General features: G+C 72.7%; 21 protein-coding genes. 8 read left to right on the plus strand and 13 right to left on the minus strand.

Going from position 1 to position 19,951, the window contains the following annotated elements:
• Positions 1–122: 122 nt before the first annotated feature.
• The 5 genes from SRB17_RS04010 to SRB17_RS04030 are packed head-to-tail and all read right to left on the minus strand — an operon-like array spanning position 123 to position 5,697.
• Positions 123–971 carry an ECF transporter S component gene (locus tag SRB17_RS04010; protein ID WP_153534594.1) on the minus strand — a complete coding sequence of 283 codons (849 nt, stop codon included), beginning with the start codon at positions 969–971 and terminating at the stop codon, positions 123–125.
• Positions 968–2,668 (minus strand): ABC transporter ATP-binding protein, encoded by a 1,701-nt coding sequence (locus SRB17_RS04015; protein WP_323374939.1) that lies wholly within the window; start codon positions 2,666–2,668, stop codon positions 968–970. The genes SRB17_RS04010 and SRB17_RS04015 overlap by 4 nt, the downstream gene beginning before the upstream one ends.
• Complete coding sequence (locus tag SRB17_RS04020) at positions 2,665–3,828, minus strand: energy-coupling factor transporter transmembrane component T (protein ID WP_153534596.1); 1,164 nt, start codon at positions 3,826–3,828, stop codon at positions 2,665–2,667. Before SRB17_RS04020 ends, SRB17_RS04015 begins: the two co-directional genes overlap by 4 nt.
• A complete protein-coding gene (locus SRB17_RS04025) occupies positions 3,815–4,468 on the minus strand; it encodes an SCO2322 family protein (protein WP_323374940.1) in 654 nt (217 codons plus the stop codon). The genes SRB17_RS04020 and SRB17_RS04025 overlap by 14 nt, the downstream gene beginning before the upstream one ends.
• Positions 4,465–5,697: a prenyltransferase/squalene oxidase repeat-containing protein gene (locus tag SRB17_RS04030; protein ID WP_153534598.1), complete on the minus strand. Its 1,233-nt coding sequence runs from the start codon at positions 5,695–5,697 to the stop codon at positions 4,465–4,467. Before SRB17_RS04030 ends, SRB17_RS04025 begins: the two co-directional genes overlap by 4 nt.
• Before the next feature lie 336 nt (positions 5,698–6,033).
• On the opposite strand from SRB17_RS04030, the gene SRB17_RS04035 reads away from it, so the two are divergent.
• Positions 6,034–6,507 (plus strand): phosphotransferase, encoded by a 474-nt coding sequence (locus SRB17_RS04035; protein ID WP_323374941.1) that lies wholly within the window; start codon positions 6,034–6,036, stop codon positions 6,505–6,507.
• 8 nt (positions 6,508–6,515) lie between these two features.
• Here SRB17_RS04035 and SRB17_RS04040 read toward each other — a convergent pair whose 3' ends face one another.
• The 4 genes from SRB17_RS04040 to SRB17_RS04055 form a co-directional block, all read right to left on the minus strand.
• Positions 6,516–6,995 (minus strand): nuclear transport factor 2 family protein, encoded by a 480-nt coding sequence (locus tag SRB17_RS04040; RefSeq protein ID WP_194293892.1) that lies wholly within the window; start codon positions 6,993–6,995, stop codon positions 6,516–6,518.
• Between the two features lie 43 nt (positions 6,996–7,038).
• Positions 7,039–8,076, minus strand: coding sequence for an MBL fold metallo-hydrolase (locus SRB17_RS04045; protein WP_153534600.1), 1,038 nt, complete (start codon positions 8,074–8,076; stop codon positions 7,039–7,041).
• Between the two features lie 270 nt (positions 8,077–8,346).
• The gene (locus SRB17_RS04050) at positions 8,347–8,724 is read right to left on the minus strand and encodes a hypothetical protein (RefSeq protein WP_153534602.1); all 378 of its coding nucleotides are present in this window, start codon (positions 8,722–8,724) and stop codon (positions 8,347–8,349) included.
• A 757-nt stretch (positions 8,725–9,481) separates the two neighbouring features.
• Positions 9,482–9,703 (minus strand): hypothetical protein, encoded by a 222-nt coding sequence (locus SRB17_RS04055; RefSeq protein ID WP_153534604.1) that lies wholly within the window; start codon positions 9,701–9,703, stop codon positions 9,482–9,484.
• A 458-nt stretch (positions 9,704–10,161) separates the two neighbouring features.
• On the opposite strand from SRB17_RS04055, the gene SRB17_RS04060 reads away from it, so the two are divergent.
• The 3 genes from SRB17_RS04060 (at position 10,162) to SRB17_RS04070 (ending at position 12,785) form a co-directional block, all read left to right on the plus strand.
• A complete protein-coding gene (locus SRB17_RS04060; RefSeq protein ID WP_153534606.1) occupies positions 10,162–11,613 on the plus strand; it encodes an aldehyde dehydrogenase in 1,452 nt (483 codons plus the stop codon).
• Between the two features lie 4 nt (positions 11,614–11,617).
• Entirely contained in the window at positions 11,618–11,851 is a 234-nt protein-coding gene (locus tag SRB17_RS04065; protein WP_153534608.1) for a ferredoxin, read from the plus strand.
• Between the two features lie 70 nt (positions 11,852–11,921).
• Positions 11,922–12,785 (plus strand): tetratricopeptide repeat protein, encoded by an 864-nt coding sequence (locus SRB17_RS04070; protein ID WP_323374942.1) that lies wholly within the window; start codon positions 11,922–11,924, stop codon positions 12,783–12,785.
• A 31-nt stretch (positions 12,786–12,816) separates the two neighbouring features.
• On the opposite strand, the gene SRB17_RS04075 is transcribed toward SRB17_RS04070, so the two are convergent.
• Entirely contained in the window at positions 12,817–13,437 is a 621-nt protein-coding gene (locus SRB17_RS04075) for a TetR family transcriptional regulator (protein WP_153534610.1), read from the minus strand.
• Positions 13,438–13,657: 220 nt separating this feature from the next.
• Between SRB17_RS04075 and SRB17_RS04080 the strand changes: the two genes are divergently transcribed.
• The 3 genes from SRB17_RS04080 to SRB17_RS04090 are packed head-to-tail and all read left to right on the plus strand — an operon-like array spanning position 13,658 to position 16,967.
• Positions 13,658–15,154: a glycosyltransferase family 4 protein gene (locus SRB17_RS04080; RefSeq protein WP_323374943.1), complete on the plus strand. Its 1,497-nt coding sequence runs from the start codon at positions 13,658–13,660 to the stop codon at positions 15,152–15,154.
• The gene (locus SRB17_RS04085; RefSeq protein ID WP_323374944.1) at positions 15,148–15,900 is read left to right on the plus strand and encodes a class I SAM-dependent methyltransferase; all 753 of its coding nucleotides are present in this window, start codon (positions 15,148–15,150) and stop codon (positions 15,898–15,900) included. Before SRB17_RS04080 ends, SRB17_RS04085 begins: the two co-directional genes overlap by 7 nt.
• Entirely contained in the window at positions 15,897–16,967 is a 1,071-nt protein-coding gene (locus SRB17_RS04090) for a prenyltransferase/squalene oxidase repeat-containing protein (RefSeq protein ID WP_323374945.1), read from the plus strand. Before SRB17_RS04085 ends, SRB17_RS04090 begins: the two co-directional genes overlap by 4 nt.
• Positions 16,968–16,995: 28 nt before the next feature.
• Here SRB17_RS04090 and SRB17_RS04095 read toward each other — a convergent pair whose 3' ends face one another.
• The gene (locus tag SRB17_RS04095; protein ID WP_153534612.1) at positions 16,996–17,289 is read right to left on the minus strand and encodes a hypothetical protein; all 294 of its coding nucleotides are present in this window, start codon (positions 17,287–17,289) and stop codon (positions 16,996–16,998) included.
• A gap of 128 nt (positions 17,290–17,417) precedes the next feature.
• Here SRB17_RS04095 and SRB17_RS04100 point away from each other — a divergent pair, with 128 nt between their 5' ends.
• The gene (locus SRB17_RS04100) at positions 17,418–17,990 is read left to right on the plus strand and encodes a hypothetical protein (protein WP_323374946.1); all 573 of its coding nucleotides are present in this window, start codon (positions 17,418–17,420) and stop codon (positions 17,988–17,990) included.
• Here the strand turns inward: SRB17_RS04100 and SRB17_RS04105 are convergent.
• Positions 17,987–18,997 carry an LLM class F420-dependent oxidoreductase gene (locus SRB17_RS04105; protein WP_153534614.1) on the minus strand — a complete coding sequence of 337 codons (1,011 nt, stop codon included), beginning with the start codon at positions 18,995–18,997 and terminating at the stop codon, positions 17,987–17,989. The two genes, SRB17_RS04100 and SRB17_RS04105, sit on opposite strands and share 4 nt — an antisense overlap.
• A gap of 103 nt (positions 18,998–19,100) precedes the next feature.
• Positions 19,101–19,898: a DUF5336 domain-containing protein gene (locus SRB17_RS04110; protein WP_323374947.1), complete on the minus strand. Its 798-nt coding sequence runs from the start codon at positions 19,896–19,898 to the stop codon at positions 19,101–19,103.
• Between the last annotated feature and the right edge of the window lie 53 nt (positions 19,899–19,951).

Consider the following 19,951-nt stretch of genomic DNA (forward strand, 5'->3'; position numbering starts at 1 on the left):
TCGGGCATATGGGACTACGGCCCCGCCTCGTAGGTGACCTGCGTCATGTGGGGTGCCTCACCGTCACGGTCGCGGACCGGATGCGAGGCCTCACACAGCGGGACCGTTCGCTGTGCCGCCCGTCACGCGGCGGGGCCGTCGAATGTGACCGCGGTCTCGAAAGCGGCGCGCCGGGTCGCCCGGCGCAGCGCGCGCAGCACGGCCGGGCCGAGGACGAGGGTCAGCACCAGCGTGCACAGGGCCCGGCCCAGGTCCCAGCCGAGCGAGGTGGCCAGGCAGTAGGCCACGAAACGGGCCAGGTTGGCAGGGACGGAGGCATGGGCGTCGAAGGAGATGTTCGAGGCGATGCCTGCCATGAAGGGCCAGCCGGCCAGATCCATGACGGCGCCGTAGGCGAAGGCGGCGAGGAAGCCGTAGGCCGCGAGGAGCAGCAGTTCGGCGCGGCCGCGCAGCCGGACCGGGCCCGGGAGCAGCCCGGCACCCATCGTGAACCAGCCCATCGACAGCATCTGGAACGGCAGCCATGGTCCGACCCCGCCCGTGAGCAGGGCGGACGCGAACATGGTCACCGAGCCCAGCGTGAAGCCGAAGCCGGGGCCCAGCACCCGTCCGCTGAGCACCATCAGGAAGAACATCGGCTCGATCCCCGCCGTACCCGCGCCGATCGGCCGCAGCGCGGCCCCCGTCGCGGCGAGCACGCCCAGCATGGCCACGGCCTTCGGCCCGAGATCCGACTCCGAGATCGTCGCCGCCACGACCGCGACCAGGAGGACCAGGAGCCCCGCGAAGAGCCAGGGCGCGTCCTGGGCGTGGGCGCTCAGCTGCGAGCCGGGCGGAGCGAGGAAGGGCCACCCGAAGCCGACCACCCCGACCGCGCTGACCAGGACGAGTGCGGCGAGGGAGCGGGGGCCGAGACGGATGGCGTGCAGGCGGGCCGGGCGTACGGGGCTGAGGGGGGTTGTGCGGCTCATGCGAGGGCCTCGCGTACCTCGGCCACGGTGAGCCACTGCTGCGGGGCGAGGATCTTCGTCACCTGCGGCGCGAAGGACGGCGAGGAGACGACGATGTGCGCGGTCGGCCCGTCGGCTATGACCTCCCCCTCGGCCAGCAGCACCACCCGGTGCGCGATCTCGGCCGCGAGTTCCACGTCATGCGTGGCCAGCACGATCGCGTGCCCCTCGGCGGCGAGGCCGCGCAGGACGGTCACCAGGCGGGCCTTGGCCGCGTAGTCCAGGCCGCGGGTCGGCTCGTCGAGCAGGAGCAGGGGCGGGCGGGCGGTCAGCACGACGGCCAGGGCGAGCGTCAGACACTGCCCCTCGGACAAATCGCGCGGGTGGGTGCCGTCCGTGATCCCCGGCAGCAGCTCGGACACGAGGGCCCGGCAGGTCCCGGGCTCGGCGCCGGCGTCCCGGTCGGCCGCCGCGCATTCGTCGGCGACCGTGTCGGCGTAGAGGAGGTCCCGCGGTTCCTGGGGGACGAGGCCGACGCGGCGTACGAGGGCCGGGGGTGCGGTGCGGTGGGGTTCGACTCCGCCGACGGTGACGGTTCCCGTGGTGGGTGGGAGGAGGCCGACGAGGGAGCTGAGCAGGGTGGACTTTCCGGCGCCGTTGCGGCCCATGAGCGCGATGGTCTCGCCGGCGGCGACGGTGAGATCGATGTGCCGGAGGGCGTCGACGCGGGCTCGGCGGACGGAGAGGGAGCGGACTTCGGCGATGTGCGTCCGCCGGGGTTCCGGGGTGGGGAAGGTGGAGCGGCGACGGAAGAGGAAGCGGCGCCCGGTAACTGTGGGGAACTGCGCGACCAGCCCCGACGGGCCCGCAGCCGCGGTCGCAGGAGTGCCGTCCGCCGCGGAGGCGGCCAGGCGTTCCTTCAGGTCACTGGCCCTGCGGCGGGCGTCTCGCACCGTCAGGGGAAGGGGCGACCAGCCTGCCAGGCGGCCCAGGGCCACCACCGGGGGGAAGACGGGGGAGACGGCCATCACCTCCGGCGGGGTGCCGACGACCGGCGGCTCGCCGGGGGCCGGGAGGAGCACCACCCTGTCGGCGTAGTGAAGGACGCGTTCAAGGCGGTGCTCGGCCATCAGGATCGTCGTGCCGAGGTCGTGCACCAGACGCTGGAGCACCGCCAGGACCTCCTCCGCCGCGGCCGGATCCAGGGCCGAGGTCGGCTCGTCCAGGACCAGTACCCGCGGGTGCGGGGTGAGGACCGAGCCGATCGCGACCCGCTGCCGCTGGCCACCGGAGAGCGTGGCGATCGGGCGGTCGCGCAGTCCGGCCAGGCCCAGCAGGTCGAGGGTCTCCTCGACCCGGCGCCGCATCACCTCCGGAGCGAGGCCCAACGACTCCATGCCGTAGGCGAGTTCGTCCTCCACGGTGTCGGTCACGAAGTGGGCGAGCGGATCCTGCCCCACCGTGCCGACCACGTCGGCGAGTTCGCGCGGCTTGTGGGTACGGGTGTCCCGGCCGGCCACCGTGACGCGGCCGCGCAGGGTGCCGCCGGTGAAGTGCGGCACGAGACCGCTCACCGCGCCGAGCACGGTCGACTTGCCGACCCCGGACGGGCCGACGAGCAGTACGAGTTCACCCTCCGGCACCTCGAAGTCGACGCCGTGGACGACCGGTTCGGCCGCACCGTCGTACGTCACGCTGACATCGTCGAAGCGGATCACGACGGCTCCTTGGGGACGACGAAGGCGGGCAGGAGGGCGAGGAGGATCGCCGCGGCCGGCCACAGGGGGAGACTGGGCGCGACGAGGGGGACGACCCCGGGGTGCAGTGCCTCCGGATCGCGCGCGGAGGCCAGGCCGAGCAGGGCGGCGACCGCGGCGCCGGAGCCGGTGACCAGCCAGGCCCGTACGTCCCACGGGTCGGGGCGGTACCGGGTGCGCGGCGAACGCCGGCCGCCGAGGCGCAGCCCCGCGAGGGCGGCGACGACACCGACGAGCAGCAGCGGGATGCCGTACGTGCCGCCCTCCGCGGTGAGCAGCCCGTACGTTCCCGCGCACACGCCGAGCAGGCCGCCGAGGGTGAGCGCGGCCGTCGTACGGCGGATGCGGGCGGGGACCTCGACCGTACGGCCGTAACCGCGGGCCTCCATCGCGGCGGCGAGCGCGACCGAACGCTCCAAGGCGCCCTCCAAAACCGGCAGTCCGACCTGGAGCAGGCCCCGCAGGCCCCGGTCCGGGCGGCCGCGCAGCCGACGGGCGGCGCGCAGGCGCTGGACGTCGGCGATGAGATGCGGGGCGAAGGTGAGCGCGACGACCACGGCGACGCCGGTCTCGTACAGGGCGCCGGGGAGGGACTTGAGGAGACGGACGGGGCTCGCGAGCGCGTTCGCCGCGCCGACGCAGATCAGGAGGGTGGCCAGCTTCAGCCCGTCGTAGGCGGCGAAGACGAGCGCCTCCGCCGTGACCTTTCCGCCCAGGCGGATGCCCTGCGCCCAGTGGGGGAGGGGGACCTCGGGGAGCGTGAGGAGGATGTGGGTGCCGGGGACGGGGGAGCCCAGCGCCACCGCGAACAGGACGCGGATCAGCAGCACGGCGAGGGCGAGTTTGGCGAAGGCCGGGTAGGCGTGGGCGGCCGGGGTGCCGGTGCGGTGCGTTGCCACGACGTAGGCGGAGGCGGATATGAGGAGGGCGAGGAGGAGGGGGTTGGTGGTGCGGGTGGCGGCGGTACCGAGGGAGAGCGCCCAGAGCCACCAGGCACCGGGGTGGACAGCACTTCGCAGTGCGCGGTGCTGCGACTCCCCAGGGGCGCGGGCCGTGTCGATATGCGGCTCCGCGGCGTGGGCGCGACCAGCCCGCACCCGGCCGCAGTCAGACGGAGTCATTGCGTCGCCGTCGGAACTGCCACACCGCCGCGCCTCCCAGGAGGACGACCACCCCGGCACCGACCGGCAACCCCAGAGAAGGCCCGCTGTCCGAGCCGCCGCCGCTCTTTTCCTTGTCGGCGCTCGGCTTCCGGCCGGAGGCCACCTGCTCCCCGCACCCCTTCTTCGGATACCCCGAGATCGCACACAACAGGGCGTTGGTGTCGTAGCGCAGGGGCGGTGCGACGGCCGCCAGGGCGTCCGCGGTCGTCGCGTCGGCCGGGACCCTCACGCAGGCCGTGCGGCGGCGCGGCGACACCTCCCCGGACGGCGCGTCCGCGGGGGTGCCGAAGTCGAGGACGAGCGCCACCCGCTTCGTACCGGACCTGGCGGGCGTACCCGAACAGATCGTGCCGAAGTCCGCCGCACCGCGCGGCCGGCTCGCGTCCGCCGAGTCCGCGCTCACCGCGAACCGGAAGCCCTCCACGGCGCCGTCGTCGGGGCGGGCGGTCGACGGGCCCTGCGTGGCATACGTCCAGCGTCCGCCGGACCGCTCCCAGAAGGACCAGTAGCGGTAGCCGGCGGCGTGCGCCTGCCCCGCCCCGGCCAGCAGGACGAGCGCGGCGCACAGCAGGCTCGCGGCGCGGTGGACGGTCCTCACGGCTGCCGCTTCTTCCGGCCGCTGAGCAGGAAGCCGACGCCGATGCCCGCGACGAGGCAGACGCCGACGAACCACCAGACGCCGAAGCCCGGGCCGCTGTCGGACTTCTCGGCCTTCTCGGCCTTCCTGGTCTCGTGCCCGGCGGAGTCCATGGCCGGGGCCGGGCCGAGTTCGTCGAGGGACCGGACCAGGCTGGTGCCGCCGAAGTCACCGGGCTGCGCGCCGACCGCGTGCGCGGCGAGGATCAGCTGGGCGTACGCCGCCGGGCCGCTCTGCGCCGCCCAGTGCCCGGCGTTGTTCTCCAGCCAGCCGTACGCCTTCTTCGCCTGCTCGGTCCGGCCGTCCGCGGCGAGCGCGACGACCGTGTCCGCGGTGTTGCCGAAGTCCGGCTGGTCCTTGGCGCCGGGGAGGGCGGACTGCAGGTGCCCGGTCCTGCCGACGGCGGCGGCCAGATAGGCGCCGGCGTTGTCGGCGACCTGGGCGGGGGTGGGGCGGTCGGCCTTGGTGCACGTGTCCTGCGCGGGCGCCTTGCCGGCCGTCGCCACGAACCCCTTGCCGAGGGCGCCCAGCACCGCGGCCGCCGTGGCGTCCGCGTTGGCGGCCAACGTGCCCTTCTTGTCCGGCTGGTAGGCGAGGGCACCGCCGCCGTCCTGCCCGCACGGGAGGGACATGGCGGCGAGGAGGTCGTAGGGGGACCTGCCCGCCCTGCTGACGCTCGCCGGATCCGTACCCACCGCCGAGAGCGCGCCGATGACGACGGAGGTGGAGTTGGTGTCGCTGGCGCCGCCCGGCGAGTAGCCCCAGCCGCCGTCCTTGTTCTGCACGGACTTGAGCCAGGTCACCGCCTTGCCGACGGCGTCGTCGTGCCCGCCGGCCGCCTTCAGGGCCTGGACCGCGGCGGCCGTGCTGTTGGTGTCCACCATGACCTTGCCGTCGCAGGCCTTGGCGGGGGCGGCGCGGAACGCGGCGAAGGCGCCGTTCGCGCACTGCTGGCCGGCGAGCCAGTCCACGGCCTTCGCCGCCGGCCGGTAGCCGAGGGTCCGCTGGGCGACGAGCGTCAGGGACTGGCGCCACACGCCGTCGTAGGCCGGGTCGGACGTGCCGTACAGCCCGGACGGGATCGCGACCTTCGGAGAGGGGGACGGGGACTGGCCGGCGGCCGTGGCGGGCGCGGCGGCGGCCAGCACGCCTATGGCGGCGAGAGCCGCGGCACTGCGGCGGACGTTCATGGTCGGCGACTGCCTCTCCTGCGGGGAACCGGCAGCGCACGGGAGCACCCGGGCGGCTCGGCTCCGTAAACCTCGACGGTGCCGTGCGCGGCGGACCACCGACGCACGCGAGCCGATCAACATCCCGCCGGGGCGTTCCGGCTCACCGTCCGGCGACGGGTCACGGTGGGGTGCCCCCGGCTCGAGCGAAGCCGAGAGTTGGGGGAGGGTCAGCGCCGGAATTGCACCGGCTTCCCCCCGTACGGGTGTGATGACGACGCCGCCACTTTACCGGCCGCCCCGAGCGCGCTGAGGAGTGGCTGTGCACACGGGGTCGGGGTGACGACGGTCACGATCATGACGGAGACGGGGAGACTGCCGGGCTCCGGCCGCTCGGCCGACGTGTACGAGATCGACGAGGCCTGGGTGTTGCGCCGCGACCGGCACGGTCGGGGGGACGCGGCTGCCGAGGGGGCCGTGATGGCACACGTGCGGCAGCACGGCCGTCCGGCACCCCGGGTACGGCCCACCGGCTCACGCACCGGACTGGTGCTGGAGCGGCTGTCCGGGCCCACCCTGCTCGGCGCCCTCGGGGACGGGCGGGTCGGCGTGCAGGAGGCGGGCGCTCTGCTCGCCGGTCTGCTGCGTCGGCTGCACGCCGTACCCGGTCGGGACGCGACGCGGCCGGAGGCCCGGGTGCTGCACCTGGGTCTGCATCCGGACAACGTGATGCCGACCCCGGACGGAGGCCGGCCTGCCCCAGGCACGCAGGCGCCGAGCCGCCAACCCGACGATGAGCGGGCGAGAGGCCAAACTGCTGGACCCGGCTGATGAGTTGATCAGGAAGCTGGCCCTCCTGTGAGTCCGGAAGGCGCCGTCGGGGTCGGGCCGCCGAAGGGCAGGTGCAGGACGCGGGAGGCGATCAGCCACGAGCCGTCGACCCGGCGGAAGGTGTCCTCGTAGTGGCCGACCTGGACGGGTGGTCCGGCGGGGATGGGGCCGCCTGTCTCGTATCCGTCGACGCGGTACGTCGTGAAGTACGCCGTGGAGGTCGCTGTGTCCGGGCCGGTCACCGTGACCAGCAGGTTGGACACCAGGCGGCGGGAGAGCCGGTCGGCGGGGCGGGAGCCGAAGTACGTGCGCAGGGCCTCCCGGCCCTGGATGCGGCGCCCGTCTCCCGGCGGGGGCCACTCCCAGCTGCCGTCCTCGGTGAACAACTCGGCCACGGAGGACGGTTCACCGAGGTCGAGGTGGAGGACGAAGTCGGTGATCGCGCGCTCGCAGGCGCGTTCGGCGAGAAGTCGCTGCAAGGGGTCCATGAGGCTGTGTAACAGGGGCACCCGAGCAGCGGCGAACCATTATTCACACCGCCACGTAGGCCACCGGCTCGCTCCCCGCCAACGGCTCCGCCCGGCCCTGCTTCACCAGGCGGCGCAGATGGGACTCGGCCTCCGAGACGGCGATGTTCCGGGAGCCGTACGGGATCTCGGCCCAGGGGCGGTTCCACTCCATGCGCTCGGCGAGCTGCCAGGGCGTGAGCGGCTCGGCGAGCAGGGCGAGCAGGCCGGCCAGGCGCTCCTCGTGGTGGGCGAGCAACTCCCGGACCCGGCCCGGCGCGTCGGTGAAGGCGTGCTGGTGTGCGGGGAGGACCTCGGCGGGTGCGAGGCGGCCGATCCGCTCCAGGGAGTCGAGGTAGTCGCCGAGGGGGTCGGTGACGGTCGCGTCGTCCGGGTCCTCGTACAGGCCGATGTGCGGGGTGATCCGGGGGAGGAGGTGGTCGCCGCTGAACAGCCGCCCGCGGCCCGGGAGCCGGCGGTCGGGATGGTCCTCCTCCAGGTGCAGGCAGACGTGGCCCGGCGTGTGGCCCGGGGTCCAGATCGCGCGCAGCCTGCGGCCGGGCAGGTCGAGAAGCTCACCGGGGACGATCTCCCGGTCCGGGAGCGCCGGGGAGAGGCCGGGCAGGGTGCGGGGGGTGCGGGGAGTGCGCAGCGGCGCCAGGTGGTCCTCCGGGGCGCCGGCGGCCGCGAGTTTGGCGCTCATGTAGCGGAACCAGCGCTCCGGCGGGGCCTCCCGGGTGCGTCGTACGACCGCGGTGTCGGCGGCGTGCATCGCCACCCAGGCGCCGGAGGCCTCGCGCATCCGGGCCGACAGGCCGTGGTGGTCCGGATGGTGATGCGTGATGACGACGCCGTACACCTCCGCCACCGCCGTACCGCATGCGGCCAGTCCCGCCGCGAGTGTGTCCCAGGACGCCGGATCGTCCCACCCGGTGTCGACCAGCACCGGCCCGCGGTCGGTCTCCACCACGTAGACCAGCGTGTGGCCGAGGGGGTTGTCCGGGATGGGCACCGCCACCGACCGTACGCCTCCGCCGTGCTCGAACGTCGTCGCCGTCGCCATGTGCCCTCCACCCCTCCACCCCACCGCCCGCAGCCGGACCATGGCCCACTATAACGAGAACTGATGGAACGTCAGATAGTAGATGCTGCTCAGCGTCGGCGGCTCTCGCGCGACCCGGGGACGGCCCGGACCACGGCGTGGTCGGAGGGCCGAAGCTGCAAGGAGCTTCGGCCCTCCGGTCGGGTTGGTCTAGCGGCCGTGCCGGCTATGACGACGGGTGGCGGTGGATGTGGGCCTCCGCGTCACAGCACGGCCTGCACGGCGGGCCGGCTAGCGGTGGCCGAGGTAGCGGTCGTGGTCCCCGTGCCGGTCCCAGCCCCGGTCGTGGTCCCCGTGCCGGTCCCAGCCCCGGTCGTGGTCCCAGTCCCGGTTGTGGTGCCAGCCTCGGTCGTGGTGCCGGCCGCGGTCGTGGTCCCGGTCCCAGCGGCCGTCCCGGCCCCAGCCCCAGCCCCAGCCCCGGCCCCGGTCCCGGTCGCCGAAGTGGCGGCCGTGGTCGTGGTCGCTCCAGTAGCTGTGCGAGTAGCCCCTGTCATGGTCGCGGTCGTGGCCGGCTCCGACGGCCAGGGCGGGCAGGGCGGCCGCGCCGACGAGAGCGCCCGAAGCCACGAAGGTGGCGATCAGGCGTACTGTCGTACGAGAAACAGACATGAATCTGTCACCTCACGTTCGTGCACGCCGACCCTGGTCGGGGCCGGACGTGCAATCCGAAATTCCCGGCTCGGTGCCGAGGCCCCACACTGTGGCCCTCCACGGCGACACCGGACGACGGAAAGAATCCGCGTTACAAAGCGCAGATATATCCGTAGCCCTCCCTTGTACGGGCCATTCAAGCTGGGGAGGGGCTCGGGTACCGGTCCTGTCCCGGCTTGGAATCACGCGGAGAGCAGGGAAAAGAGCGGTTGACGGCCCGAGACGCTCTTGGCGGTTCCGTGGCCTCGACTCCTTCGAACGGCCCAATAGCTTCCGTAACGACGGAGAGCCTCCGTTCGGGGGAACCGTCGCGGGTCGTGCAAAAGGGCACCTACGGCGATTCGTAGGTGCCCTTTTTCTCTCGGAGATGCCTTCGGCGGAGAGGGCGGATCACTTGCCCCGGCGGGCATACTCCTCGATCACGTCCGCTGGAACAGTGACGCTCGACCGCTCATCGCCGCGCGCCTCGACCACCGCTCGGCCGCGCCGCGCGTATGTCCAAGGTGGCCTCCGGTGTGTCCTCGGGCGGCAGGGTTTCGTCCTCCCCGAAGTCGGGGGCCTGGAAGGGGTTGGTCGTCGGGGGCGGCGATGTTGCGGCGGGGTAGCGGGGCTGCCCTTCCGGGGCGGAGAACAGTGACGTCAGATCGATGAGGGGACTCTCTTTCGTTGCAGGCCCCTGAAGGGGTCTGGTGCGCCATGACCGGGCGCGGCGGTTCTACAGCTTGGTCATCTTGGCGTACGGGCTCGAGACCCGCACTTGCGCCGAGCCGAAATCCACGAGGGCCGCGACTCCGTCCTCGATGCCGATCACTCGGCCGAGGCCGTACATGTCGTGGGAGACCTGGTCGCCCACGGAGAAGTGCTTGGGAGCCGGTGTGACCGGGGCCTTGAAGGGGCTGGTGGGCAGATGACGCTTCGGCGCAGCAGGCTTTGTCATGACTCAGTATGAGCCTACGCGCATCCCGTTCGCTGTGGCCGTCGGCACAGATCCGGATGGGACCAGCCGCCGCACGCCGCTGACCTGGGGTTTCGAGGCACGGGCGCGGCGAAAATGGACCGTAGATCTCCTTCGCGTGCGGCCGGTGAAGGCAACGACGGCACACGGACGGGCCACGGCCAGTCCACGACAGTCCATGCACGGGCCCACGACCGGTCCACGGCCGGGTCCACGGCCGGTCCACGCACGGGTCCACGACCGGTCCACGGACGGGCCCACGGAAGGTGCGTGACACTCCGCGGACGGCCCAGCGGCATGACGGCCCCCGCCCTACGGCGCCGGCGGCGAATGCGCTGGTGCGGGCCTATTCGGTGGTGGCCATTGCTCCCTATAACTAGAACTGATATCAGTTCTGAAACAGCGTCAGAAACGTGCGGTGCGGTGGGAGGCAGTCGGCCATGACCGAGCTCGTGGAACACGGACAGCTGTTCATCGGCGGGGAGTTGACCGAACCCCTGGGCAAGGACGTCATCGAGGTGATCTCCCCGCACACCGAGGAGGTCATCGGCCGGGTGCCGCACGCCTCCCGGCAGGACGTGGACCGGGCCGTGGCCGTCGCGCGCCGCGCCTTCGACGAGGGGCCGTGGCCGCGGGCGACCCTTCAGGAGCGGATCGAGGTCGTCACCCGGATCAAGGACGGCATCGCGGCCCGGCACGAGGAGATCGCCCGGGTGATCTCCGCCCAGAACGGCTCCCCGTACTCCTGGAGCGTCCTCGCCCAGGCGCTCGGTGCCATGATGGTGTGGGACGCAGCGATCAGGGTCGCGCGGGACTACACGTACGAGGAGCGCCGGGACGGCGTTCTCGGGCCGATCCTCGTCCGCCGCGAACCGGTCGGTGTGGTCGCGGCCGTCGTCCCGTGGAACGTCCCGCAGTTCGTCGCCGCCGCCAAGCTCGCGCCCGCGCTGCTGGCCGGCTGCACGGTCGTCCTGAAGCCGTCCCCGGAGTCCCCGCTCGACGCGTATCTCCTGGGGGAGATCGCGCGGGAGGCCGGACTGCCCGAGGGCGTGCTCTCCATCCTCCCCGCCGACCGCGAGGTCAGCGAGTACCTGGTCGGCCACCCCGGCATCGACAAGATCTCCTTCACCGGTTCGGTCGCGGCCGGCAAGCGGGTGATGGAGGTCGCCGCCCGCAACCTCACCCGGGTCACGCTGGAGCTGGGCGGGAAGTCTGCGGCGGTCGTCCTGCCGGACGCGGACGTGCAGACGGCGGTGGCCGGGATCGTCCCGGCGGCCTGGATGAACAACGGGCAGGCGTGCGTGGCCCAGACCCGCATCCTCGTCCCGCGCGCCCGCTACGACGAGTTCGCCGAGGCCTTCGCGGCAGCGGCCGGCGCGCTGAAGGTCGGCGACCCGCTGGACCCGGCGACCCAGGTCGGCCCGCTGGTCGCCCGGCGCCAGCAGCAGCGCAATCTGGACTACATCCGGATCGGCCAGGAGGAGGGCGCCAAGGTGCTCACGGGCGGCGGCCGCCCGGCCGGGCTGGAGCGCGGCTGGTACGTCGAACCGACCCTCTTCGGCGACGTCGACAACACCATGCGCATCGCCCGCGAGGAGATCTTCGGCCCGGTGATCTGCCTGCTGCCGTACGGCGACGAGCAGGAGGCGGTGAAGATCGCCAACGACTCCGACTACGGCCTGTCCGGCAGCGTGTGGACGGCGGACGTCGAGCACGGCATCGACGTGGCGAGGCAGGTCCGCACCGGCACCTACTCGGTCAACACCTTCAGCCTGGACATGCTGGGCCCGTTCGGCGGCTACAAGAACTCCGGGCTGGGACGGGAGTTCGGCCCGGAGGGGTACGGCGCCTACCTCGAGCACAAGATGATCCACCTGCCGGCGGGGGCGTAGGGCCATGGGCGACCGCTGGCACGTCGAGGTCGACCGGTCGGTGTGCATCGGCTCGGCCCAGTGCCTCCACCACGCCCCGCACGCCTTCCGCCTGGACTCCGCCCGCCAGTCCCACCCGGTCCAGGCGGACACCGACGCCGGCGAACCCCTCCTGGAGGCGGCCGAGAGCTGCCCGGTGGAGGCGATCGTGATCACGCTGCTGGAGAGCGGGGAGGCGGTGTTCCCGCCGGAGGAGTAGGCGTGTCGGTGCCTCGGGTTACCCTCCTGCGGTCGCGGCTGTCGCGGCGGAACGAGCGGGGTGGGGAAGCGTGGACAGGTCCGAGGCGGTCGAGCTGATCAAGCGGGCTCGGCGGGAGTGGCAGGCCGAGGAGTGGCTGCGGGCGGCCGACCTCTACGAGCCGGTGCTCGCGCACTACCCGGACGAGGAGCCGAGCGCGGTGTGGTGGTACGACGCCGCGCTCGCCCACAAGTTCCTGCGCAACTGGGCGAAGGCGTACGAGCTGGGCCGCGAGGCCGCCGCACGTGCCCCGCGCGGTGAGGGCGACCCGGCGTACTGGAACCTGGGCATCGCCGCCACCATCCAGCGCGACTGGGCCGCCGCGCGGGACGCCTGGACGGGCTTCGGCATCGAACTCCCGGACGGCGAGGGCGAGATCAACGGCCGGTTCGGCCTGGCCTGCGTGCGGCTCGACACGGGCGGGGAGCGTGAGGTGGTCTGGCTCGACCGGCTGTGCCCGACCCGGGGCCGGGTGATGAACGTGCCCGTGACCGCCGGCCGCCGCTTCGGCGAGATCGTCGTCCACGACGGCGAGCCGAAGGGCCACCGGGTCGTGGACGGCCGTGAATACCCCGTCTTCGACGAACTCCTCCTCTTCGAGGCCTCCGGCCTGCCGACGCACACCGTGACGGTGAACGCCGCCGCGGCCGCCGACGTCGAAGCCCTGATCGACCTGTTCGTGGACCGGGACTACGGCGCCGAGCCGTACAGCAGCTTCGAGCTGCTGTGCGCATGCTGCAGCGAGGGCACGCTGGAACGCGAACGCAAGACCCACGGCGGCACCCAGCAGGTGTCCCTGGCGGCACCGGAGGAGGAGGCACGGCGGCTGCTGGACCTGTGGGCCGGCGAGAACTCCGCCCACCGCACGTGGAGTGAGCTGACCCCGGCCGGCTGAGTGCCGCCCCGGGAGCGTCAAGGGCGCGTGCTCAGGCGTGCGCGCCCGGATCCGTCAGGTCGATCAGGCGGCACACCGTCTCGATGTCGATCTTCACCTGGGCGATGGAGGCGCGGCCGGAGAGCCAGGTGATCAGGGCCGAGTGCCAGGTGTGCTCGATGACGCGGACCGCCGAGAGCTGCTCGGGAGTGGGGTTCTCCAGGCCCATCGCGTCCAGGATGATCAGGGTCGTCTGGCGGGAGACCTGGTCGACCTCCGGCGAGACACTGCGGTCGGCGAAGGTCAGAGCCCGGACCATCGCGTCGGCCAGGTGCGGCTCGCGCTGCAGGGCGCGGAAGGCCCGCATCAGGGTCTCCGCCACCCGCTCGGCCGCCCTGTCACCCGCGGGGGGCTTCTTCCGCAGGGTGCCGTGCATGTGCTCCAGCTGGTCCTGCATCGTCGCCACCAGCAGGTGGACCTTGGACGGGAAGTAGCGGTACAGGGTGCCGAGGGCCACCTGCGAGGACTCGGCGACCTCGCGCATCTGCACGGCGTCGAAACCGCCCCGGCTGGCCAGCTGGGCGCTCGCGTGCAGGATCCGGCGGCGGCGGGCCTCCTGGCGCTCGGTGAGCGGCGGTGAGGCAGGCCTCGAAACACTGGCTTCCGCAGGCATGGGTCCCGTTCCGTGACAGTCGGTGAAGGCGTCTGTGGGGCACGTGATCAGACAGCATGGCAGGGCGACGCGCCGTGGCGCGAATCACCTGATCCACTGCTCACAGCACCCCTACCTGCCGGTAGATTCAGAGCCTCTTGAACGATCAAGTCTGAAACTTGTTCTAGATTAGCGTCCCGACGTAGTCTCGCGGGGCAGAGCAGGCAGAAGGGGGCACGGAGTGACCGCTGAGGCCCGTGTGGCGGGCGTCGATCAGGGCCCCGCTGCCGACGGCGAGCGACCGCTCGACATCGCGCTCCTCACCTATAAAGGGAACCCGTTCTGCGGCGGCCAGGGTGTCTACGTACGGCATCTCTCGCGCGAGCTGGCCCGGCTCGGACACCGCGTCGAGGTCATCGGCTCGCAGCCGTACCCCGTCCTCGACGAGGGATATCCCGCGCTTACTCTGACCGAGCTGCCCAGCCTCGACCTCTACCGCCAGCCCGACCCCTTCCGCACCCCCGGGCGGGACGAGTACCGGGACTGGGTCGACGCCCTGGAAGTCGCGACGATGTGGACCGGCGGCTTTCCCGAGCCGCTGACCTTCTCCCTGCGTGCGCGCCGCCATCTCCGCGCCCGGCGCGGTGAGTTCGACGTCGTCCACGACAACCAGACGCTCGGGTACGGGTTGTTGGGGGACATCGGCGCGCCCCTGGTGACCACCATCCACCATCCCATCACCGTCGACCGGCAGCTGGAGCTGGACGCGGCCGAGGGCTGGCAGCGCCGCTACTCGGTGCGCCGCTGGTACGCCTTCACCCGGATGCAGAAGCGCGTCTCACGCCGGCTGCCCTCGGTCCTCACCGTCTCCGGCAGCTCCAAGCAGGAGATCGTCGACCACCTCGGCGTCCGCGACGACCGCGTGCACGTGGTCCACATCGGCGCCGACACCGATCTGTTCGCGCCGAATCCGGCCGTGCCCGAGGTGCCGGGCCGGATCGTCACCACCTCCAGCGCCGATGTGCCGCTCAAGGGGCTGGTGTTCCTGGTGGAGGCGCTGGCCAAGGTCCGCACCGAGCACCCGGCCGCCCATCTCGTCGTCGTCGGCAAGCGCCCCGAGGAGGGGCCGGTCGCGACGGCGATCGAGCGGTACGGCCTCGAAGGCGCCGTCGAGTTCGTCAAGGGCATCTCCGACGCCGAACTGGTCGACCTGATCCGCTCGGCCGAGGTCGCCTGCGTGCCCTCGCTGTACGAGGGCTTCTCGCTGCCCGCCGCCGAGGCCATGGCCACCGGCACCCCGCTGCTCGCCACGACCGGCGGCGCGATCCCCGAGGTCGCCGGCCACGACGGCGAGACCTGCCTGGCCGTACCGCCCGGCGACGCGGGGGCGCTGGCCGCCGGGCTCGGCCGGCTGCTGGGGGACCGTGAGCTGCGGGTGCGGCTCGGCCGCGCCGGCCGGGAGCGGGTCCTGCGGAAGTTCACCTGGGCCCGCGCCGCGGAGGGCACGGTGGCCCACTACCGCGAGGCCATCGCCCGCTCCGCGCGCTCCCGCCGCCCCCACGCCCGCACAGGCTCGCGCGGCGGGACCCCCACCGCGGCCCCGACTCCCGGCCGCTCCGCGGCCTCACCGAGTGCTGCGTCCGCGACCCCGCCGAGTGTCGCCTCCGCAGCCTCAGCGAGCGTCGCCCCGGCGACCTCGGCAAGTGTTGTCTCCTCCGAAAGCAGGGCCACGTGCTGACCGTCGACTTCTCCCGGTTCCCGCTCGCCCCGGGCGACCGAGTCCTGGACCTCGGCTGCGGGGCCGGCCGGCACGCCTTCGAGTGCTACCGGCGCGGCGCCCAGGTCGTGGCCCTGGACCAGAACGGCGAGGAGATCCGCGAGGTCGCCAAGTGGTTCGCGGCGATGAAGGAGGCCGGGGAGGCACCCGAGGGCGCCACCGCCACGGCCATGGAGGGCGACGCGCTCGCCCTTCCCTTCCCGGACGAGTCCTTCGACGTGATCATCATCTCCGAGGTGATGGAGCACATCCCCGACGACAAGGGCGTGCTCGCCGAGATGGTCCGCGTGCTCAGGCCGGGCGGCCGTATCGCCGTCACCGTGCCGCGCTACGGGCCGGAGAAGGTCTGCTGGGCACTGTCCGACGCCTACCACGAGGTCGAGGGCGGCCACATCCGCATCTACAAGGCCGACGAACTCGTCGCGAAGGTCCGCGAGGCGGGCCTGAAGCCGTACGGCAGCCACCACGCGCACGCGCTGCACTCGCCGTACTGGTGGCTGAAGTGCGCGTTCGGCGTCGACAACGACAAGGCGCTGCCGGTGCGGGCGTACCACAAGCTGCTGGTCTGGGACATCATGAAGAAGCCGCTCGCCACGCGGGTCGCCGAACAGGCGCTGAACCCGCTGATCGGCAAGAGCTTCGTGGTCTACGCGACCAAGCCCCACCTGCCCCGGCTGGACGAGACCGCCGAGGCGGCCGCCAAGTGACCACTCCCCGGACAGAACACCTCGTCCTGCCCGGGGTCCTCACCGCCGAGGAGGCAGCCGCGACCGTCCGCGGCATCCTCGCCGTGCAGCGGGAGGACGGCGCGATCCCGTGGTTCCGCGGGCACCACCTGGACCCGTGGGACCACACCGAGGCCGCGATGGCCCTGGACGCGGCCGGCGAACACGAGGCCGCCGAGCGGGCGTACGGCTGGCTGGCCCGGCACCAGAACGAGGACGGCTCCTGGTACGCCGCCTACGCCGACGGCGCCCACGACGACGTCACCGACCGCGCCCGCGAGTCGAACTTCGTCGCCTACATAGCCGTCGGCGTGTGGCACCACTATCTCTCCACCGGCGACGACACGTTCCTGGACCGCATGTGGCCCTGCGTCTACGCGGCCATGGAATGGGTGCTCGCCCTGCAGCAGCCCGGCGGCCAGATCGGCTGGCGCCGCGAGGACGACGGCACGCCCACCGCCGACGCCCTGCTCACCGGCAGCTCCTCGGTCCACCACGCGCTGCGCTGCGCGCTCGCCATCGCCGAGCAGCGTGAAGAGCCGCAGCCGGACTGGGAGTTGGCCGTCGGGGGACTGCGGCACGCGATCCGCCGGCATCCCGAGCGCTTCCTCGACAAGGACCGCTACTCGATGGACTGGTACTACCCGGTCCTCGGCGGCGCGCTGACCGGCGAGGAGGCCAGGGTCCGCATAGCGGAGTCCTGGGACCGTTTCGTCGTGCCCCGCTTCGGCGTGCGCTGCGTCGTGCCCAACCCCTGGGTCACCGGCGGCGAGTCCAGCGAGCTCGCCCTGGCCCTGTGGGCGGTGGGGGAGTCGGACCGCGCCCTGGAGATCCTCCAGTCCATCCAGCACCTGCGCGACCCGAAGAGCGGTCTGTACTGGACGGGCTACGTCTTCGAGGACGACGCGATCTGGCCCCGCGAACTCACCACGTGGACGGCGGGCTCCCTGCTCCTCGCCGTCGCGGCGCTGGGCGGGCACGAGGCGACGTGCGCGGTGTTCGGCGGGGAGCACCTGCCGACCGGCCTGGACCCCGACTGCTGCGGCTAGCCCGACGGCCGCGGCCGGGCCCACCGGTTCAGTGCCGGTGGATCCGGTTGGCGATGGCGTGGCCCACGAACAGGTACACGACCGCCGCCAGGCCGTACCCGGCCACCACCCTCGCCCACGTCTCGTCGAAGGTGAACAGGTCGTGGGACCAGCCCGCCAGCCAGGCGGCGGCGTGGTGGACGAACTGGACCAGGCTGTTGGCGCGGTTGGCGTCCAGCAGGTACATCAGGATCCACAGGCCGAGGATCAGCGCCATGACGTCGGCGACGATCGCGATCACTGTCCCGGCCTGATTCGCGCTGTTGCGATATCGAGGCGACATACCTTCCGGATTGCCGGGCGGCGGCCGGTGAAACCCGAACGGCGGCGGCCGACTGGCGTACCCGGCCCTCCGGGGTGAGGCTGCCGGAGGAAGCAGACCGCTCGGGGAGGACACGCCGGGAGGACCCCGTGCCCGTACCGATACGGCGCCTCGTCGTGGCGCTCACGCTGTGCTGCGCCCTGGTGGCCGGTGCCACCGCCTGCGGCAGCAGCGAGAAGACCAGCACGAAGGACACCGCGGCGGTGCAGGCCGTCCCCGCCGCCGACACCCCCAGCCCGAGCACCTCCGCGCAACGGCAGAAGTTCGCCAAGACCCGGTTCGTGGCGAACGCCGGCCTCGCGGCGGGCGCGACCTACCAGTGGATCGTGAAGCCCTGGAAGGCGGGCAAGTTCAAGAAGGGCGCCCACGGCCGCAAGATGGCCCTGGTCAAGGCCGCTCTGGCCGGTGGCTTCACCTACAACCGGCTCAAGGCCGCCCAGAAGAACGCCCAGGGCGATCCGACGCTGTCCAAGGCGCTCGCCCCGCTCAGTGCCGGTATCGACGCCCTGAAGGGCCTGCCGGCCAAGCTCCGCGGCGGCGACACGGACGCGGCCAGTTCCTTCAACGACGTGATCAACAAGGTCAAGGACGCGGGCAGCAGCGCCGGCGCCCCGGTCAAGAACCAGGTGCCCTCGGCGTCCCAGCTCTCCAAGGGGAGCTAGGAGTTCAGCTCCGCCAGCACCCTGAGGGAGTGCGGGTCCGGGGACAGGGCCAGCAGGTCCGTCACTGGGCCCGCGCGCCACAACTCGAGCCGTTCGGCGATGCGTTCACGCGGCCCGACCAGCGAGATCTCGTCGGCGAAGGCGTCCGGCACGGCCAGCACGGCCTCCTCCCGCCGCCCCGCCTGGAACAGCTCCTGGATCCGCCGGGCCTCCTTCTCGTACCCCATGCGCGCCATGAGGTCGGCGTGGAAGTTGCGGGAGGCGTGGCCCATGCCGCCGATGTAGAAGCCGAGCATGGCCTTCACGGGCAGCAGCCCCTCGGCCACGTCGTCACACACCGTCACTCGGGCCATGGGAGCCACCAGGAACCCCTCCGGCAGCCCCCGCACCACGTCCCCGTACACCTCGGGCCGGCTCGGCGCCCAGTACAACGGCAGCCAGCCGTCGGCGATGCGGACCGTCTGCGCCACGTTCTTCGGCCCCTCGGCGCCGAGCAGGACGGGCAGACCGGCCCGCAGGGGATGGGTGATCGGCTTGAGCGGCCTGCCCAGCCCGGTGCCGTCCGGCCCCCGGTACGGCAGCGGATGGAACCGCCCGTCGACCTCCACCGGCGCCTCCCGCCGCAGCACCTGCCGTACGACGTCCACGTACTCCCGGGTCGCGGTCAGCGGCGACGCCGGGAACGGGCGGCCGTACCAGCCCTCCACCACCTGCGGCCCGGACAGCCCGAGGCCGAGCATCATCCGCCCGCCGGACAGGTGGTCCAGGGTGAGCGCGTGCATCGCGGTGGTGGCCGGCGAGCGGGCGGCCATCTGGGCAACGGCCGTACCGATCCTGATCGTTGAGGTCTGCGCGGCGATCCAGGTGAGCGGCGTGAACGCGTCCGAGCCCCACGACTCGGCAGTCCACACGGAGTCGTACCCGAGCCGCTCAGCCTCCTGGGCGAGCGGCACATGACCGGCGTCCGGGCCGCGTCCCCAGTAACCGAGTGCGAGACCGAGCCGCATATGCCTGCCTCCTGACGGATCGTCAGATCACCGGTCACGGGCGACTGTACGACAACGGCCCCCCGCCCGGAAGGGCGAGGGGCCGTGCGACGGCGTGCGGGGCTCAGCCGCGCTGGATGCCGGAGGTGTCCTGGAGCACGCCGCGGCGGCCGTCCTGGGTCTGCGCGACGAGGGCGGCACCGCGCTGCTCGACGGCCAGGTACCAGGTGCCCGGCGCCAGTTCGGCGATCGGGGTCGGCGAGCCGTCCTCCGCGAACAGCGGACGGGTCACCGGCACGGCGAACCAGAACGGCGAGAAGTCCGCGGCGGGCGGCTGCGCGGCCGCCGGAGCACCGTGCGGGGCAGGCTGCTGCCCGAACGGCTGGCCCGGCTGCGGCTGGGCACCGTACGGCTGGCCCGGCTGCGGCTGGGCACCCGGGTAGCCGTAACCAGCGGGCGGCTGGGCGCCGTAGGGCTGCGGGGCGACCGGCTTGGGGGCCGGGAGGAGGGCGGCCTGCAGCGGCGGGGAGAGCGGGGTGGCGATGGCGGCGCCCGCGAGAACCAGGGCGGCGATGAGGCCGAGGATGAGACCGGCGCCGACGTTCACTCCGTCGGGCACGTCGATCAGCGTCCACAGCAGCGTCCAGGCCGCCAGCACCGGGAACGCGGTGCCGACCTGTCCGAGGTCGAGTCCGAGCACCTTGCGGGGCTGCGGCAGGCAGCGGTTGACGACGATGAGGACGGCACCGATCACCGCGCCCATGTAGATGCCCAGGCCCGTACCCAGGCTGTCCCACGCGTTCCGGCTCTCGCTGGCGCCGAAAGCGGAGAAGCTCTCGAAATTGAGGAACGACGCGATGAACAGCACCACCGCTGCTCCGATCACCACGCCGTCGCCTCTAGTGAGGGAGCGGATATTCACTTCAGGTCCTTCGTAGGTCGTCTCGTCGTCGGTAGACACTACCGTCCGCAAGA

The organism is Streptomyces sp. RB17 (assembly GCF_009604455.1).
Lineage (GTDB): Bacteria > Actinomycetota > Actinomycetes > Streptomycetales > Streptomycetaceae > Streptomyces.

Coding starts and splice junctions, on each gene's coding strand:
- SRB17_RS04010 (WP_153534594.1), bottom strand. CDS start 971: ATGAGCCGCACAACCCCCCTCAGCCCCGTACGCCCGGCCCGCCTGCAC.
- SRB17_RS04020 (WP_153534596.1), bottom strand. CDS start 3,828: ATGACTCCGTCTGACTGCGGCCGGGTGCGGGCTGGTCGCGCCCACGCC.
- SRB17_RS04030 (WP_153534598.1), bottom strand. CDS start 5,697: ATGAACGTCCGCCGCAGTGCCGCGGCTCTCGCCGCCATAGGCGTGCTG.
- SRB17_RS04035 (WP_323374941.1), top strand. CDS start 6,034: ATGACGGAGACGGGGAGACTGCCGGGCTCCGGCCGCTCGGCCGACGTG.
- SRB17_RS04040 (WP_194293892.1), bottom strand. CDS start 6,995: ATGGACCCCTTGCAGCGACTTCTCGCCGAACGCGCCTGCGAGCGCGCG.
- SRB17_RS04045 (WP_153534600.1), bottom strand. CDS start 8,076: ATGGCGACGGCGACGACGTTCGAGCACGGCGGAGGCGTACGGTCGGTG.
- SRB17_RS04050 (WP_153534602.1), bottom strand. CDS start 8,724: ATGTCTGTTTCTCGTACGACAGTACGCCTGATCGCCACCTTCGTGGCT.
- SRB17_RS04055 (WP_153534604.1), bottom strand. CDS start 9,703: ATGACAAAGCCTGCTGCGCCGAAGCGTCATCTGCCCACCAGCCCCTTC.
- SRB17_RS04060 (WP_153534606.1), top strand. CDS start 10,162: ATGACCGAGCTCGTGGAACACGGACAGCTGTTCATCGGCGGGGAGTTG.
- SRB17_RS04065 (WP_153534608.1), top strand. CDS start 11,618: ATGGGCGACCGCTGGCACGTCGAGGTCGACCGGTCGGTGTGCATCGGC.
- SRB17_RS04075 (WP_153534610.1), bottom strand. CDS start 13,437: ATGCCTGCGGAAGCCAGTGTTTCGAGGCCTGCCTCACCGCCGCTCACC.
- SRB17_RS04095 (WP_153534612.1), bottom strand. CDS start 17,289: ATGTCGCCTCGATATCGCAACAGCGCGAATCAGGCCGGGACAGTGATC.
- SRB17_RS04105 (WP_153534614.1), bottom strand. CDS start 18,997: ATGCGGCTCGGTCTCGCACTCGGTTACTGGGGACGCGGCCCGGACGCC.